The following is a 16,104-nucleotide window of genomic DNA, read 5'->3' on the forward strand; positions in this document are numbered from 1 at the left end:
CGCCTGCCCGGCTCGAACGCCCGCCCCGTCGAGGTCTCGACGGCCGCGTAGTCGGGGTCGGGCCTGAACAGGTCGTTCGCCCCGCAGGACACGTGGACCAGGTCGGGGCCGAACTCGCCGAGCCGGTCCAGCTGCGTCCGCACCGTCCGCGAGGCGGTCGCGCCGACTTCGGCGGCCTTCAGGTAGGCCAGATCGGGATGGATCCGGCGCAGCACGTCCGCGACGCGATCGGGCCACCCCAGGCCGGCGCATCCGGGGCTCGGGTCGCCGGTGCCCGCCGCCAGGCTGTCGCCGACGGTGGCGAAGCGCCCGGCCGCCGCCGCGGGAACGCACGGGCCCGGTGGTCGGGGACGCTCAGGCGGTAGCGGAATCGTCGTCGAAGCTGGCGTAGTAGGCGGCGGCCATGTCCTCGTCGCCGTGGCCCTGGGCGGCGGCGCGGTCGAAGCGCGCGGCCCCCGCGGCGGCGACGTCGAGGCGGACGCCGTGCTGCTCCCCCGCCTCGACGATCAGGTGGGCGTCCTTGGCGGCGGTGGTGACCGCGAAGCTGGGCGGCGTGAGGCGGCCCTCCAGCACCAGGCCGGTCTTGACGCGCAGGTAACCCATGTCCAGAGGGCCGCCCTCGATGGCGTCGAAGAAGCTCTGCGGGTCCACGCCGAGCGCCTTGGCCAGGGCCAGGACCTCGCCGGCCGCGTTGGTGGCGGCGAGGACCCAGCTGTTGGCCACGAGCTTGAGCCGGGTGGCGCCGGCGGCCGCGCCGTCCTCGCCGGTCCACACGGTGCGGGCGCCGACGGCGTCGAACACCGGTGTCACGCTCTGCCGGCCCTCACCGGGTCCCGCCGCCAGGACGAGCAGCTGCCCGGCCTCCGCGGGCTGGCGGGTGCCGAGGACGGGCGCGTCGTAGAAGACCAGCCCGTGCTCGCGGGCGAAGGCGGCCATCTCGCCGATGGCGTCGAGGCCCGCGGTGGTCGACTGCACCCAGGCGGCGCCGGGGCGCAGGGCGGGCGCGGCCTGCCGCATCACCTCCAGCACGGCGGCACCGTCGTAGAGCATGGTGAGGACGACGTCGGCGTCGCGCACGGCGTCGGCGGGGGTGCCGGCGACGTGCACCCCCTCGGCGGCCAGCGGTTCGGCCTTGTCCTTGGAGCGATTCCAGGCGCGGACGGCGTGGCCCGCGCGGGCGAGGTTGCGGGCCATCGCGGCCCCCATGATCCCGGTGCCCAGAACGCTCACGGTGAGGTTGTCGGCCATGAGGTCGCCTTTCTATCTTGTCGTGCCCGGTTCAGGACGAGGATCCGTATCCGGCTACCCTTCCCGGCAGCCCGCACGCTAACTTGAACATCAATGTTCAGGTTATGATCCTCGAACGGTGCCGAACATATTCCAGGAGGGCGCCATGACGACCGGCCACGCGGGACAGCTCGCCTTCGAACGGCGAGGGGAAGGGCCGCCGGTGGTGCTGTTGCACGGCATCGGGCACGACCGCCACGGCTGGGATCCGGTGACGGATCGGCTGACGCCTCACCATGAGCTCGTGCTGGCCGACCTTCCCGGCCACGGCGGCTCGCCGCTTTCCCACGGCGGCGGCCCCCTCGGGGTCATCGAGCTGACCGATCGCGTGGAACGCCTGCTGGACGAGCTCCACCTCGATTCCCCGCTGATCGCCGGCAATTCCCTGGGCGGCGCGATCGCGCTGGAACTGGCGCGCCGGGGCCGGGCCCGAGGCGTGGTCGCGCTGGCGCCGATCGGCTTCTGGTCGCGCCTGGAGGTCGCCTACGTCGTGGCGGCGTTGCGCGGCTCCCGTGGCCTGGCCCGCCTGCTCGCCCCGCTGCTGCCCGCGCTGGTGCGCCGCAGCGTGGTACGCGCCACGATGATGGGCCTGTACTTCGCCCACCCGCTCCGGCTCAGCGCGGACGAGACCCTGCGCACCATGCGCGCCTTCGCCGACGCCCCGGGGGTGCGGGCGATCCTGCCGTACAGCAGGCACTACCTCTTCGGCAGCGGCCGCGGCATCGATCAGGAGGCGATCACGATCGCCTGGGGCACCCGGGACCTGCTGCTCATCGGCGGCCAGGCCCGCCGGGCGCGGAGGCTGCTCCCCGCCGCCCGCCACGTCAGGCTGGCCGGCAGCGGGCATGTCCCCATGTCCGACGACCCCGCCGGCGTGGCCGGCCTGATCCTCGCCCAGGGCCGGCGGAAGCCGTCAGGCCGCTCCTCGTAACGGCGAGCCCTCGAAACGGCGGGTCCTCGTAACGGCGAGCCCTCGAAACGGCGGGTCCTCGTAACGGCGCGTCCTCGAAACGGCGCGTCCGACGCCTCCGGCCGTCGCACAGGCCGCCGTCCGGCGAGCCGGTTCGGATCGGACAGGCGGGCCGGCAGGTCAGGGTGCGCGGAGGTCGCGCAGTGCGGCCGCGAGCCGGTCGATGTCAGCCGCAGACGTGAACAGGGCAGGCGTGACGCGGACGCCGCCACCGCCCGCCATGCCCGTCCGGGCGACGGTGAAGATCCGATGGTCGCGCATCAGGCGGTCGGCGATGGCGATGTTGCCGGCCTCCGTGGTGAGCCCGCGCAGGCGGAAGGCGGTGATGGCGCCGTACATGCCGGGCTCGTCCGGGGTGAGGATCTCCACGTTCGGGACGTCGCGGAGCGGGCGCACCCAGCGGTCGCGCAGGAACCGCAGCCGGGCCTGCTTCACCTGCGCCCCGAGGGCGTCGTGGAAGTCCAGGGCGGCGTCGACGGTGAGGAAGGGCGCGACGTTCATGGTGCCGGAGTGGACGCGCGAGCGGATGTCGGCGGCGGTGTAGGTCTCGTCGGCGTAGAGCGGGTCGATGTCGCCCAGGCGCTGCTCGCGGACGTAGAGGAACCCGGCGCCCAGCGGCGCGCCCATCCACTTGTGCAGCGAGAAGACGGCGAAGTCGGCGTCGAGGTCGGGGAGGGTGAAGTCGAGCTGCCCCCAGGAGTGCGCGGCGTCCACGATCACGTCGACGCCCCGGTCGCGAGCCATGGAGACGATCCGGCGCACCGGCGTGACCAGGCCGGTGCGGTTGTTCATGTGGCTGAGCAGGAGCAGCTTCGTCTTCGGGTGCTCGCGCAGGGCGCGCTCGTAGGTGTCCAGCACCGCCTGGCAGGTCGCGGGCTCGGGCATGACGATCCGCGCGACCTCGGCTCCACGCCGGTCCTTCAGCCAGTTCATGGCGTACTGGCCGCTGTGATAGTCCAGGTCGGCGTACATCACCTGATCTCCGGGACGCAGGAGGCGGTAGCCGGAGATCAGGTTCTGCAGGGCCTCGGTGCCGCCCCGGGTGAGCGCGATCTCGTCCCTGGTGACGCCGAGCATGCCCGCGAGGCGATCGCGGATCTTGTCGGCGCCGGCCTTGTACGTGGTGCGCAGCAGGTGCGAGTTCTGCTCGTTGAGCAGGTCCACGTTGCGGTGGTACGCCTGCCGTACGGGCTCCGGCATGACGCCGTAGTAGCCGTTCTCCAGGTTGACGAAGTCCGGGCTCACCCGGAACCGGCGGGCGACGGCGGCCCAGAAATCCTCGTCCCGGGCCAGCCGCTCGGCGGTGACGCCGCGCCGGACGGCCGGCGGTCCGGCGGCGACCGGAGCGGCGGCCAGCGCACCGAGTCCGGCGACGACCCGGCGTCTCGACACGGTCATGGACGGCTTCACCACCTGGCATCAATGGGACACGCGAATCCCCAGTGTGGCGTCGGTCGCGGCAAACTGCGGGTTCATTTCCCCGTGTCGGCAGCAGGTGCGGCGGATTGTCCCGCACTCTCCATAAAGCGCCTTACGGCTTTACCGGAATCTTTGAATTCTCCGGGCGCGGCCGGCGGCCTCGCGGGCATTATCACCGGTGATGCTCACGACACGGACCACCCGTTCCCGCCGTCCGCCCGGCCGGCCGGCGGCGCATGCGGTGCTCGCGCTCGTGCTGCTCATCGGCGTGGTGTTCGCCCATGGCGGCGCGTGCGCGGCCGTGGAGCTGTCGGAGCCGGTCGCCCACAGCGTCGATCTGAAGAACACCGCCGTCTACAGCGCGCGATGCCTGCACCGCGAGCTGCCGCCGCGCCACCAGCACGGCACCGAGCAGGACTGCTCGGCGACCAACCCGGCCGACACGCCGATCTTCGCGGCGATGTCCACGGCCTCGTCCGTCCCGTCGGCGCAGGCCGCCGCGGCGGCCACGGCGGTCCCGGCGCGCGCCGCCGGGACCGCCGCGCCGTATCTGGAAAATCTCAGCGTGATGCGCATATAGGACCGCGACGTCCATCAGCCGTCCATGTCCGTCCGGATTCGCGGCCATTCGGTCATGCCGCGAATTGCGCCATTCACTTCGGGGATTTCACCAATGTCATCACAAGCTACTTTTGCGCGTCCGCAGAAGACGCCGCCCACCGGTTTCTCGTCGCTTTCCCTCGCCGTCGGCAATACGCCGCTGGCATTCATCTCCGAGCCGTTCGTACCGGGAGGAGGGTTCTGGGCCAAGCTGGAAGGGTTCAATCCGGGCGGCATCAAGGACCGGCCGGCCCTGCACATGGTGCGCCAGGCCAGGGCCCGAGGGGACCTCCGGCCGGGGGCCACGATCATCGAGTCCACCAGCGGCACCCTGGGGCTCGGCCTGGCCCTGGCCGGGATCGTCTTCGGCCATCCGGTCGTGCTGGTGGGCGACCCCGGCATGGAGCCGCTCATGTGCCGGCTGCTCTCCTCCTACGGCGTACGCCTCGAGATCGTCCGCGAGCCGCACCCGGCCGGCGGCTGGCAGGAGGCCCGCCGGGAACGGGTGCGGCGCCTGCTGGCCGACATTGCCGGCTCCTACTGCCCCGACCAGTACAACAACCCGGACAACGCCGACGCCTACGCGGGGCTCGCCCACGAGTTGCTGGGCCGGTTGCCGCACATCGACACGCTGGTGTGCTCCGTCGGCACCGGCGGGCACAGCGCCGGCATCCACGGCGTGCTCCGCCGCCATTTCCCCCGGCTGAAGCTGGTCGGCGTCGACACCGTCGGCTCGACCATCTTCGGCCAGCCCGCCCGGCCCCGCCTGATGCGCGGGCTCGGCTCCAGCATCCATCCCCGCAACGTCGCCTACGACGCCTTCAGCGAGGTGCACTGGGTCAGCCCGGCCGAAGCGGTCTGGGCCTGCCGAGCCCTGGCCGCCGGTCACTACGTCTCGGGCGGCTGGAGCACGGGCGCGGTCACCCTGGTGGCCCGCTGGCTGGCCCGCACCGCGCCTGACCAGACCGTCGTGGCGGTCTTCCCCGACGGGCCGTGGCGCTACTGGAACAGCATCTTCGACGACGACTACTGCCACGTCAACGGCCTGCTCGACACGGTCCCGGCCGAGGAGCCCGACCTCCTGCGCGAGCCGGCCGAGCGGGAGGTGCACCGCTGGACGCGCTGCGCCACCGTGACGGACCCCCTGGCAGGCCGGCGATGAGGGACACGCTGCGGCAGTTCCGCTCCTTCGACCGGCCGGTCCAGCTCCTGCAGATCAACCAGGCGGGCATCAACCTCGGCTTCTACATGCTCATGCCCTACCTCGCCCAGCACCTCTCGGCCGGCGCCGGCCTGGCCGCCTGGACGATCGGGCTGATCCTGGGCCTGCGGAACATGAGCCAGCAAGGCATGTTCCTGATCGGCGGCACCCTGGCCGACCGGCTCGGCCACAAGCCGATGATCATGCTCGGGTGCGCGCTGCGGACCGTCGGATTCGCCCTGTTCGGGCTGACCACCTCGCTGCCCCTGCTGGTCCTGGCCGCCGCCGTGACGGGCTTCGCGGGCGCGCTGTTCAACCCGGCCGCACGGGCCTATCTGGCCTGCGCGGCCGGGGAGCGCAAGGTCGCCGCCTTCGCCGTGTTCAACGTCTTCTACCAGGGCGGCATCCTGCTGGGCCCGCTGGCCGGCCTCGCCCTGCTGCACACGGGGTTCACCGCCGTGTGCCTGTCCGCCGCGGCGATCTTCGCGGTGCTGACCGTCCTTCAAGGGCTGTGCCTTCCGGCCCGGCGTGCTCCCGTGCCGGAGGAGCGGCAGCCGGTGCTGCGGGAGTGGCGGCGGGCGTTCGGAGACCGGGCGTTCGTGTCCTTCGCCGCGGCGATGATCGCCTCGTACGCGCTGTCGTACCAGATGTATCTGGCCCTGCCGCTCGAGGTGCAGCGCCTCGGCGGCGGCGAGGCGGGGGTGATGGCCCTGTACGCCCTCTCGGCGCTGCTCGGCATCGCCGGCCAGGTCCGCCTGACCGCCTGGAGCTCGGCCCGGTGGACGCGCGGCCAGGCGATCAGCCGCGGCCTGGCGCTCATGGGGGTCGCCTTCCTGCCGCCCGCGGCGCTCGCCCAGCCGGCTCTCGCGCCGGTGTGGGCGATGGTGCCCGTCGTGATGTGCGTGCTCCTGCTCACCCTGGGCACGCTGGTCGCCTTCCCGTTCGAGATGGCCACCATCGCCGACATGGCGGGAGATCGGCTGATCGGCACCTATTACGGGCTGTACAACCTGCTGTCCGGGCTGGGGATCCTGGCCGGCAACCTCGTGGCCGGCGCTCTGGTCGACACGGCCCGCTCCACGGGGTGGGCCGGCCTGCCGTGGCTGCTCCTGGCCATCGCGGGGCTGGCCTCCGCCGCGGCCGTCCGGCGGCTGGACCGGCGCGGCCGGCTCTCCCCCGGCGGCCGGACCGCCGTGCTCGGCGACCGGCCACAGGCGGCATAGGGGCGGTAATCTGCTAGCCGGCGCAGGACACGGCAGGGGGCGACGGTGCGGCTGGGCAACCTGGAGCGATCGGTCATGGAAGCTCTGTGGGAGCATCCGGACGGCATGTTCGCCCACGTCCTCGCGGCCCGCCTGCCGTCGCGGCCGGCCACCACGACGGTGCTGACCGTCCTGATGCGGCTTTCCCACAAGGGCATGGTCTCCCGCGAGCGCGTCGGCCGGGCGCACCTCTACAAGGCCACCGCCGGCAAGGACGCGTTCGTCGCCGAGGCCATGCGGGCCGCGCTGGACGAGGCGGGCGACGTCTCGGCGGCCGTGCAGCGCTTCGTCGGCACGGTGACGCCGGAGGTGGCCGCCGCCTTGCGGGAGGCGCTGGGCGAGCGGGACGGATCCGCGCCGTGATCGTCTGACTGGTCGCGCCTCCGGTCTGCGTCACCCTCTGACGACGGGGGTCGAGGACGGTGGCGGGATGACCGGGCGCCGCGCCGCGCCCGGTCATCCCAGCTTGGCGTCAGCGCTCGATGAACACCGGGTTGGAGTAGAACCACAGGTCGGCCCACGGGTCGGAACCCTTCGGGTCGGGCTGGGGCTCGAGCTCGTCGGTGTTGGTGCCGCGGACGCGGACGTACATGGGGCCGTCGATGTCGCGCACCGTGTGACGGACGACGATCTCGTCACCGTCGCGCCGCCACTGGCCGGCGCCGTAGCGGGCCTCGACCTTGGTGGTGGGGTTGGTGTCGGAGGAGCGGTCCTTGGCCGGGCCGGTGACCCGGCCGGTGATGATGTCGACCCGCTTCACCTGCGGGCGCTCGCCCTTGGCGTTGGCGGTACGCGGCACGCGGAAGCGGACCTCGACCTCGGCGTCACGGTCGTTGCCGCGCAGCGTGAGGGTCTCGCCGACGCTGACGGTGTTGCCCTCGGCCTGGCCCTGCGCCTGGCCGGCGCGGGAGACCGTGAGGTCGAGCTGGTCGATCAGGTCGCCGATGACGACGAAGATCCGGCCGCTGCGCAGACCGTCGAGGATGTCGGCGTAGTCCCAGCCCGCGTGCACGTACGTCTTGGAGTACTCGCCCGGCCAGAAGTCGCTGCCGCCGTCGCTGTAGTGCCGGTGGGAATCGGACGTGGAGGTGATCCACCAGCGGCGCCCCTCGCCGAGCAGCGAGTCCCACAGGCCGCCGAGCCGGGCGGTCATCTGGTCGAAACCACCCATCGTGGGGTAGTTGCCGTAGCCGCCGCGCTCGCCGTCCGGGTCGATGCTGCCGTCCTTCCTGAGCGTGCCGGCCTGGTGGCCGGGGGCGCCCTCGAAGCCGTGCGCGATCTCCGGCGCGGTGTCGTTCCAGTTGCGGAACTCCGCCGGGGTGTCCTGGCCGTAGACGCCCAGCCCGGAGGCGGAGCGGGCGGGGTGGTTCGCGAACAGCAGCGGCTTGTGCGGGAGCTGCCGCATCACGCGCAGCGCCTCCAGCATCTTCTGCTCGGTGTCGAACGTCGGGTCCGCGGGGAACGGGTCACGCTTGGAGAAGCGGCTCTCCAGCTGGAACAGGATGTCGCGCTCGGAGGACACCTTCGGGATGATCAGGCTGGAGTGGTCGGCCGCGGGCGTGTCCAGCTCCATGCCGTAGAACTGCAGCACCCGCGGCACGGACCGGCGCGCCTCCAGGAGGCTCGGGTACCTCTGCTCCGCGTCCAGCTTGGAGTGCAGCGGGCCACCGTGGTCGGTCGACACGATCCAGGCGAGCCCGAACTGCTGCGCGTGCGTGGCGTTGACCGACAACGGGTAGATGGCGTCCCCGCCGATGATCGGCTTGGGCGGGGTGGTGGAGTTGTCGTACCCCACGCTGAACTCGCTGTGCACATGGTGGTCGCCGGGCAGCCAGCGCCGGCGGCTCCCGCCGGGGCGCCGGTCGTCGGCCCAGGCCGGACCGGTCAGGCCGCCGACGGCGACCGCGCCGACCAGTCCGCCGGTGACGGCGAGCAACCGCCGTCGTGTCACGAGCTCGTTCTCTGGAGAAGCGGACATCGAGGATAGTTCCTCTCAAAAGGGCGCTATATGTCCGCACGAGTCCATCCATCACACGTGACGCGCCATCAACGGATCCCCGGCCTCGAGAAGAACAGTCGGAGACCGGCGGCTGTGCGATTCGGGTCTTCCCGAGGGCGGGTTTGGCGGTCTACGTTCTCCTATGCCGCCGATTCGGGCAGAATGCACCGATTCCTGCGAGTCAAAGGAGCTCATATGCGCATCACCTCGCGCCGAGGTGCGTACCGCGTCCTCACCATGGCAGCGGCGCTCGCCTTACCCCTCTCGCTCGTCCCCGCCGCGGCGCAGGCGGACCCGGGACCGAACGCGGCGCAGAAGAAGCTGATCGACTCCATCACCGCGCCCGCCGTCAAGAAGCACCTGCAGGCCCTGCAGACGATCGCCAACGCCAACGGCGGCAACCGGGCGGCCGGCACGAGCGGGCACGCGGCCTCGCGCGACTACGTCGTCAGCAAGCTCAAGAAGGCCGGCTACACCGTGACGGTGCAGCCGTTCGACTTCGCCTTCTTCGAGGAGAAGTCGACCGCCCTGCTGGAGCGGACCTCCCCCAACCCGCGGGTCTTCGCCCCGACCCCGCCTGACGGCTCCTCCGTCGGCGAGTTCGCCACCATGAGCTACTCCGGCTCCGGTGAGGTGACCGGGACCCTGCAGAACGTCGACCTGGTCCTGCCGCCCGGCCCGACGCCCAGCAGCTCGAGCTCCGGCTGCGAGGCCTCCGACTTCGCCGGCTTCACGCCCGGCAACATCGCCCTGCTCCAGCGCGGCACCTGCAACTTCGTCGTCAAGGCGCAGAACGCCCAGGCCGCCGGAGCCGCCGCCGCGATCATCTTCAACGAGGGCCAGCCCGGCCGTACCGACACCCTGCTCGGCAACCTCGGCGAACCCGTGTCGATCCCCGTCCTGGGCGCCAGCTTCGCCGTCGGCCAGGAACTGGCCTCGGCCACCAGCGTGGTGCATCTCAAGACCGACACCATCAGCGAGATCCGTACCACCCACAACGTGATCGCCGACTCCAAGTGGGGCGACCCGAACAAGGTCGTCATGTCCGGCGCCCACCTCGACTCCGTACCGGCCGGGCCGGGCATCAACGACGACGGCTCCGGCAGCGCCGCGACGCTCGCGGTGGCCGAGGCGCTCGGCAAGGTCCCCACCCGCAACAAGCTGCGCTTCGCCTGGTGGAGCGCCGAAGAGCTGGGCCTGCTCGGCTCCACCGACTACGTGGACACCCTGCCGGCCGCCGACCTGGCCAAGATCAAGCTGTACCTCAACTACGACATGATCGCCTCCACCAACTACGCGTTCAAGATCTATGACGGTGACAACAGCGACGCCGTCGGCTCCCCCGCCGGCCCGCCCGGATCCGACGAGATCGAGAAGCTCTTCGAGAAGTACTTCGACACGCTGCGCCAGGGCCACAACGGGACCGACTTCGACGGCCGCTCCGACTACGGACCGTTCATCGCGACCGGCATCCCGGCGGGTGGCCTGTTCACCGGCGCCGAGGGCATCAAGACCGCCGAAGAGGCCGCGCTGTTCGGCGGCACCGCCGGCGAACCGTACGACCCCTGCTACCACCAGGCCTGCGACACCATCGCCAACATCAACGACAAGGCGCTCGCGCTGAACACCGGCGCCATCGCCACGGCGACCGTCGTCTACGGCTTCACCTCCGACCTGCCCGGCCCCGACACCCGCGCGGCGGCCACCACCAAGCGCGCCGCCACCAGCGCCGGCGCCGACCTCCAGGGCCGGTCGAAGGGCTGAGCGAACGGGCGCGCCGTCCCCAGGCCGACCGAGGCCGACCTGGGGGCGGCGCCTCACGGTGTCGCCGGTTCGAACCGCTTCACGGTGACAGCTCCCCCAGTACCTGGGTGCCCGCCGCGGCCAGCAGCGCGGCGACGGCGGCCGTGGCCCACCTTGAAGACCTTCACCCCGCGCCGACCGTCACCGACGCTTCGGCGGAGCGGTGCTGCCGCGGACGATGAGCTCGGTGGCGAATTCGACCCGGTGCTGCGGCAGCGATGTGCCCTGGGCGAGTGCCACGACCATTCTGGTGGCAGCGATCGCCATCTCGGTGAGCGGCTGGCGGATCGTGGTCAGCGGCGGGACGGCCCAGCGGATGGAGGGCAGGTCGTCGAAGCCCACGACGCTGAGGTCGTCCGGGATGCGCAGCCCGAGCTCGTGAGCCGCGCGGTAGACGCCCAAGGCCTCGCCGTCGTTGCAGGTGAAGATGGCGGTGGGCGGGTCGGGCAGGCGCAGCAGCCGATGGGTGCAGGCCAGGCCGTCCTCGATCTGGAAGTCGCCCCGGCAGATCAGCTCCGGGTCCACGGGCACGCGCTCGGTGTCCAGGGCGGCGCGGTAGCCGTCGAGCCGCGCCCGGCTCGACAGGGCGTGGTCGGGACCGGTGATGACGGCGATCCGGCGGTGTCCGAGCTCCAGTAAGTGCCGGGTGGCCGAGAGCCCACCGGTCCAGTTGCCCGCGCCCACGGACGGCACCCGGTGACCGGGGTCGCCGGTCGGATCGAGGAGGACGAGGGGGATCTCGCGGCGGGCCAGCCGCTCCCGCTGGAGCTCGGTCAGGCCGGAGAAGACCGCGATGACGCCGGTCGGTCGGTGGCTGAGCACGCCTTCGAGCCAGTCGCTCTCGGGGATGTGGCTGCCCTGCAGCTCGGAGACCGACACGGTCAGCTGGTGCTCGCGCGCCACCTGCCCGACTCCCCTGATGATCTCCGTCGGGTATTCGCCCGCGAGTTCGTGGAAGACCAGCTCCACCGCGGCGGCCGGGTCGACGCGCCGCCGCTGCCTGCGGTAGCCGTGCTCGCGGATGAGGCCCTCGACCAGCGCGCGCGTCTCGGGCGCCACCGCGGAGCGGCCGTTGACCACTTTGGAGACGGTCGCGGCGGACACACCGGCGAGCCGGGCCAGCTCCGCCAATGTCAGCGGCTGTGCGCCGGACGACTCCCCGGTGGCGATCATGGCCGTAGTTTAGGACATCGACGTGGGCCGGCCGGGGGTGCGGCGCGGCGGGTCGCGCCGCACCGCGGGCCTCCTTCCCCAGTGGGGTCAGCAGGTGGAGCTGGGCAGACGAGATACCACAGGTTCTGCGGCGCGGCCCGGTAGCCGGTGCCGATCGGGGTGCGGTCCAGGTAGCAGTGGGTCGCCGAGCCGGCCTGCGACCGGTCGGTGAAGCTCAGGTACACCAGGTCGTAGCCCGAGGCGTTGGCGGTGCTAAGGAAAGCTCCAAGCGACCACCGTGACGGCGTGCCAACAAAACACGCGTGAGGCTCATCCAACAGAGCATGCAGCGATTCAAACGTGCCGGATCGGCGATGACGGCGAGCGCACTGCTGACCTTGGCCGTCTGCGGCCTCCCGGCATCCGGTGAGGCCACCGCGGTCAGTGCGCAGGGCCCGGCGACCACGAACGTCGGCCTCGCGGCGGCCTCCGCCCGCGGAGAAGGGTCGGCGCCGGGGCGCTGCCGTACCGAAGCCCTCTCGGCGCACCTCGGGCGGCAGGATCCGGGGGCGGGAAACGTGTACGCGCCGCTGGTGCTGACCAACACCTCCGCCCAGACCTGCTGGGTGTACGGCTTCGTCGGGCTGGTCATGTTCGACGGCAACGGCGACGCCATGCGTACACGGGTGCGCAGGGAGAACGTCCGGCCCCAACGGGTGGTGCTGAAGCCGAAGGCCTCCGCCCACGCCCGGCTGCACTGGGTGATGGTGCAGACCGGAGCCGAGAAGCGATGCCCGACCTCGGCCCGCCTGATGATCATCCCTCCGGACGAGGTGGCCCACCTGGAGATCCCGTTCACGGCGATGGCGTGCGACTCCGGGCGGATCGACGTCCGGCCGCTCGCCCCGGGCGCGCGCGCCTGACAGCCTGTTCCCGCCCGCACGACGAGGGCAGAGGTCCAGGGTGCGAGCTCCACCGTCGCCCCGCGTCCATTGGCCGGTGATGTACCACCGTTGGTCGGAGATCACCTTCATCCACTGGCGCTATCCGCCCGCGTGCGTGCAGGCTCTGGTGCCGGGCGGCCTCACGGTGGAGACCTTCGACGGGGCGGCGTGGGTCGGGCTCACGCCCTTTCTCATGCGAGGCGTCCGGTTTCCCGGCCTGCCCGCCCTCCCGTGGCTGTCCACCTTCCCCGAGACGAACCTGCGCACGTACGTCCGCGACCCTCGTGGCCGTACCGGGATCTGGTTCCTGTCCTTGGACGCCGGACGCCTGCTCGCGGCCCTCGGTGGCCGCGGCGGCTACGGGCTGCCCTACTTCTGGTCGGACATGTCGGTGGACACCGGGGACGGCCGCACCCGCTACCGCTGCCGCCGGCGCCGGCCCGGCCCGGCCGGCGCGCGGTGCGACGCGGAGGCGGAGCGAGGGGCGCCCCTGGCGGAACACGAACGCGACGAACTCGCGCACTTCCTGACCGCCCGCTACCGCCTGTTCACCGTCGTGGCGGGTCGGCCAGCCACCGCGCAGGTGGAGCATCCGCCGTGGCCGCTGCACCACTCTGACCTCATCGGCCTGGACCAGGACCTGATCCAGGCCGCGGGGCTACCCACCCGCGAGGAGCCTCCCGTCCTGCATGCCTCCCCTGGAGTGCCGGTACGGGTGGGGATGTGGACCTGGTGACCACGGTTTACGCCGCTTCCGCGGCCTCTCCGACTTGCTGCAGGCTGGGGTGGCGGTGCTGGCTGGCCAGCAGATGGCCGATGGCGACGATGCCCACGACGGGCCACTCCACGATCTCCAATATCCCCAGAGAGACCAGGACCGCGTAGAAGACGAGGTGCTGGGGCCCCGGCATGGGCACCGTACCTACCACAGGCAAGGCGATCCGCCTGCCGTGCTCCGTCTTGATGGGCTCGCTCTTGGCGGACTCTCTCTTGGTGGGCTCGACGACCATGACGGCCCTCCTTCGGTCGACGACTCACCCTTCGCCTGCCCTCCGTCAGACCCGGTAACCCGCTCAGCCGGGCAGGGTCTCCCCGCCGATGGGGGCCAGGACCTCGCCCGTGTAGTACGACGAGAGGCGCCCGGCAGCGAAGAACACGTACGACGGGGCGATCTCGTCGGGGTCGGCGGCCCGCCGCATCGGGACCTGCCGGCCGAACTGCTCCACCTTCTCCTCCGGCATGGTCGCCGGGATGAGAGGAGTCCAGACGGGGCCCGGAGCCACCGCGTTGACCCTGATGCCGCGCTCCACGAGGCTCTGCGCCATCGAATAGGTGAAAGCGTTGATCGCACCCTTGGTGGTGGCGTAGTCGATGAGCGCCTTGTTGCCGCGCAGCCCGTTCACCGATGACGTGTTGATGATCGCCGAGCCCTCGCGCAGGTGCGGCAGCGCCGCTTTGGTGATGCGGAAGTAGCTGTGGATGTTGACGTCGAAGGTGTGCTGCCACTGCTCCTCCGACAGCACTTCCAGCGATTCGACGGGCTGCTGGTAGGCGACGTTGTTCACCACGATGTCCAGGCCGCCGAGGTCCGAGACCGCCCGTTCGACGACGGAGGCGCAGTGGTCGCGGTCGGCGAGGTCGCCCGGGATCAGCACACATCGCCGGTCCTCCGCCTCGACCAGTTTCAGCGTGTGCGCGGCGTCCTCGTGCTCGCTCAGGTACGCGATCGCGACGTCGGCGCCCTCCTTGGCGAAGGCCACGGCCACCGCCCGGCCGATCCCGGAATCGCCTCCGGTGATCAGGGCGCGCTTGCCTTCCAGCAGTCCGCTGCCGGTGTAGTGACGCATCTCGTCACGTGGCTCGGGCTCCATGCGTTCGGTGTGTCCCGGGTATGGCTGTTTCTGTGCGGGTGGCGTACTGTCCGGTCGTTCTGGCATGGCTCGCGCATGCCCGGACTCGCCCGGGATTAACGTCCGTGAGCCCGGCGCCGGGTGGTGCTAATGGCCGGACGAGGCAAGGGGGAAGGTGGTGCGCCCTTCCCCGGTGCGCGGCTCCGCCTGCCAGAAGAGGCGGTGGATCTCCGCGGCGTTGGTCAGCGGGTGATGCTGGAACGTTCCGGCCTGGCGGACGTGCTTCCCGCGGGCCGAGATGGCCAGACTGATGGACAGAGGTGCGACGAGAGCGCTGCCGTATCGCAGCCACTCCTCAGCCTTGTCGGTACGTCCGGCGGCGCGGTAGTCGCGGGCCACTCGCCGGCAGATGTCCGCCGGGATGGCGCCGAAGAAGTAGTCGCCGTGACAGGGAACCGGCCCGATGGCGATCTCGGGCAGAACCTGCCGGACCCGCTGCAGGAGCTGATTGCCCTCATGGAGGGCGTTCCGGTTCACCAGCAGGATGCCCAGCTGCAGGTTGGCCCGGGCGTACCGGTCGGCGCAGGGACCCGCGACACAGAGCGCGTCCGCGGCCTCCCACAGCGCCGCGCCGCGAGGGCCGAACCAGTCGCGCATGCGCTCGTGGGTGAGGCTCTTCTTCTCGCCGATGGCGGTCAGCGCCGCGTAGGTGGCCTCTTGCTCCACCGGCTGCGGCAGTTCCAGCAGCGGCTGCGGGCGAGCGGGGAGGGTCTCGGTCGGCTCGCGGGGCCGGCTCTCCGCAGCCGGCCAGTTGTCCGGGACGAGGTCGGGCGTGCGGCCGTCCCATTGCTTCATGACCTGGTCGACGAACAGGTCGGCCAGTGAGTCCGGCGAGGAGCCGGGTGCCGGCACGGTCAGGCTCTCCAGCGGGGACACCGGGACCGACACCATCACCGCGCCGCCGTCGGCGCTGTCGCCGTCACGGGTCTTCGGCGGGGGCTGCGCAGGCGGGACGGCGGCGGGACGGCTGGGGCTGGAAGGGCTGCCCGGGCCGGGGTGGGAAGGGCTGCCCGGGCCGGGAACGGGTTCGGGCTGATCGCGGGCCGCCGGTGTCTCCGGTGCCTCCGGTGCCTCCGGTGCCTCCAGCAGGGCCGAATAGTGCTGGTGCCACGCCATTTTGCTGCCGAGCACGACCTCGGGGTCCAGGCCGGTGTTCTCCACGTACCGCCGGCACGCGGTGAAGAACTCCGCCGCCCACCTCCAGCGGGGCGGGTTCTTGCGCGCGCCGGTCAGGACGTTTTGCACGGCGGTTTTGCTCAGCCGCCGCCCTGACAGTCTGACAATCTCACCATATGACGGATTTCCGGCCTTTTGTCGAAGTGCGACCAGCGCCGCCACGCAACGGGCCGCCGGCGTCGCGGCCGGAGGGATTTCACGCATGGGCGATCTGCACCGCCAATCCTGATCGCCATTGAAGGAGGAAGTGCGGCTCCGATTCTTCCGTATCGGCGCAGAGCCGAATGCCCTACGCGTTTCCCCCGTCAAGCACCGGATCATCTCGGAACGGTCTTAACCTGGGCGTTTATCGTGGCGTCGACCTCGCGACAGAGGTGTTCC

15 protein-coding genes and 1 pseudogene are annotated in these 16,104 nt (G+C 71.5%); 8 read left to right on the top strand and 8 right to left on the bottom strand.

The window, feature by feature from the left end; all coding sequences use genetic code 11:
• Positions 1-47: 47 nt before the first annotated feature.
• Together AB0J87_RS36545 and AB0J87_RS36550 are read right to left on the bottom strand one after the other, a co-directional pair.
• Positions 48-371: pseudogene (locus tag AB0J87_RS36545) on the bottom strand (GDSL-type esterase/lipase family protein); the annotation flags it as partial.
• On the bottom strand, positions 355-1,248 hold the full coding sequence (locus AB0J87_RS36550; RefSeq protein ID WP_363972811.1) for an NAD(P)-dependent oxidoreductase: 894 nt from the start codon (positions 1,246-1,248) through the stop codon (positions 355-357). The pseudogene AB0J87_RS36545 and the gene AB0J87_RS36550, both read right to left, overlap by 17 nt.
• A gap of 118 nt (positions 1,249-1,366) precedes the next feature.
• Here AB0J87_RS36550 and AB0J87_RS36555 point away from each other — a divergent pair, with 118 nt between their 5' ends.
• Positions 1,367-2,218, top strand: a complete 852-nt coding sequence (locus tag AB0J87_RS36555) for an alpha/beta fold hydrolase (protein WP_363972814.1) — start codon at positions 1,367-1,369, stop codon at positions 2,216-2,218.
• Between the two features lie 159 nt (positions 2,219-2,377).
• On the opposite strand, the gene AB0J87_RS36560 is transcribed toward AB0J87_RS36555, so the two are convergent.
• Positions 2,378-3,655, bottom strand: coding sequence for an aminotransferase class V-fold PLP-dependent enzyme (locus tag AB0J87_RS36560; protein WP_363972817.1), 1,278 nt, complete (start codon positions 3,653-3,655; stop codon positions 2,378-2,380).
• Positions 3,656-3,857: 202 nt separating this feature from the next.
• On the opposite strand from AB0J87_RS36560, the gene AB0J87_RS36565 reads away from it, so the two are divergent.
• The 4 genes from AB0J87_RS36565 to AB0J87_RS36580 all read left to right on the top strand — a co-directional run bounded on the left by AB0J87_RS36565 (position 3,858) and on the right by AB0J87_RS36580 (position 7,102).
• On the top strand, positions 3,858-4,256 hold the full coding sequence (locus tag AB0J87_RS36565; RefSeq protein ID WP_363972820.1) for a hypothetical protein: 399 nt from the start codon (positions 3,858-3,860) through the stop codon (positions 4,254-4,256).
• Between the two features lie 93 nt (positions 4,257-4,349).
• On the top strand, positions 4,350-5,438 hold the full coding sequence (locus tag AB0J87_RS36570; protein WP_363972823.1) for a PLP-dependent cysteine synthase family protein: 1,089 nt from the start codon (positions 4,350-4,352) through the stop codon (positions 5,436-5,438).
• Positions 5,435-6,700 carry an MFS transporter gene (locus AB0J87_RS36575; RefSeq protein WP_363972826.1) on the top strand — a complete coding sequence of 422 codons (1,266 nt, stop codon included), beginning with the start codon at positions 5,435-5,437 and terminating at the stop codon, positions 6,698-6,700. The genes AB0J87_RS36570 and AB0J87_RS36575 overlap by 4 nt, the downstream gene beginning before the upstream one ends.
• A 45-nt stretch (positions 6,701-6,745) precedes the next feature.
• On the top strand, positions 6,746-7,102 hold the full coding sequence (locus tag AB0J87_RS36580) for a BlaI/MecI/CopY family transcriptional regulator (protein WP_363972829.1): 357 nt from the start codon (positions 6,746-6,748) through the stop codon (positions 7,100-7,102).
• A 109-nt stretch (positions 7,103-7,211) separates the two neighbouring features.
• On the opposite strand, the gene AB0J87_RS36585 is transcribed toward AB0J87_RS36580, so the two are convergent.
• The gene (locus AB0J87_RS36585; RefSeq protein ID WP_363972832.1) at positions 7,212-8,717 is read right to left on the bottom strand and encodes a phosphoesterase; all 1,506 of its coding nucleotides are present in this window, start codon (positions 8,715-8,717) and stop codon (positions 7,212-7,214) included.
• A gap of 216 nt (positions 8,718-8,933) precedes the next feature.
• On the opposite strand from AB0J87_RS36585, the gene AB0J87_RS36590 reads away from it, so the two are divergent.
• Positions 8,934-10,502, top strand: coding sequence for a M28 family metallopeptidase (locus tag AB0J87_RS36590; protein ID WP_363972835.1), 1,569 nt, complete (start codon positions 8,934-8,936; stop codon positions 10,500-10,502).
• A 180-nt stretch (positions 10,503-10,682) separates the two neighbouring features.
• On the opposite strand, the gene AB0J87_RS36595 is transcribed toward AB0J87_RS36590, so the two are convergent.
• Complete coding sequence (locus AB0J87_RS36595; RefSeq protein ID WP_363972838.1) at positions 10,683-11,714, bottom strand: LacI family DNA-binding transcriptional regulator; 1,032 nt, start codon at positions 11,712-11,714, stop codon at positions 10,683-10,685.
• Between the two features lie 323 nt (positions 11,715-12,037).
• Between AB0J87_RS36595 and AB0J87_RS36600 the strand changes: the two genes are divergently transcribed.
• Both AB0J87_RS36600 and AB0J87_RS36605 read left to right on the top strand, forming a co-directional pair.
• Positions 12,038-12,616, top strand: coding sequence for a DUF4232 domain-containing protein (locus tag AB0J87_RS36600; RefSeq protein ID WP_363972841.1), 579 nt, complete (start codon positions 12,038-12,040; stop codon positions 12,614-12,616).
• 79 nt (positions 12,617-12,695) lie between these two features.
• A complete protein-coding gene (locus AB0J87_RS36605) occupies positions 12,696-13,373 on the top strand; it encodes a DUF2071 domain-containing protein (protein ID WP_363972941.1) in 678 nt (225 codons plus the stop codon).
• A 7-nt stretch (positions 13,374-13,380) separates the two neighbouring features.
• On the opposite strand, the gene AB0J87_RS36610 is transcribed toward AB0J87_RS36605, so the two are convergent.
• The 3 genes from AB0J87_RS36610 to AB0J87_RS36620 all read right to left on the bottom strand — a co-directional run bounded on the left by AB0J87_RS36610 (position 13,381) and on the right by AB0J87_RS36620 (position 15,792).
• The gene (locus tag AB0J87_RS36610; protein WP_363972844.1) at positions 13,381-13,647 is read right to left on the bottom strand and encodes a hypothetical protein; all 267 of its coding nucleotides are present in this window, start codon (positions 13,645-13,647) and stop codon (positions 13,381-13,383) included.
• 63 nt (positions 13,648-13,710) lie between these two features.
• On the bottom strand, positions 13,711-14,574 hold the full coding sequence (locus tag AB0J87_RS36615; protein WP_363972847.1) for an SDR family oxidoreductase: 864 nt from the start codon (positions 14,572-14,574) through the stop codon (positions 13,711-13,713).
• Between the two features lie 60 nt (positions 14,575-14,634).
• Positions 14,635-15,792, bottom strand: coding sequence for a hypothetical protein (locus tag AB0J87_RS36620; protein ID WP_363972850.1), 1,158 nt, complete (start codon positions 15,790-15,792; stop codon positions 14,635-14,637).
• Positions 15,793-16,104: the final 312 nt, after the last annotated feature.

Origin of the sequence: Nonomuraea sp. NPDC049625 (assembly GCF_040675285.1) — a bacterium.
GTDB classification, from domain to species: domain Bacteria; phylum Actinomycetota; class Actinomycetes; order Streptosporangiales; family Streptosporangiaceae; genus Nonomuraea; species Nonomuraea angiospora_A.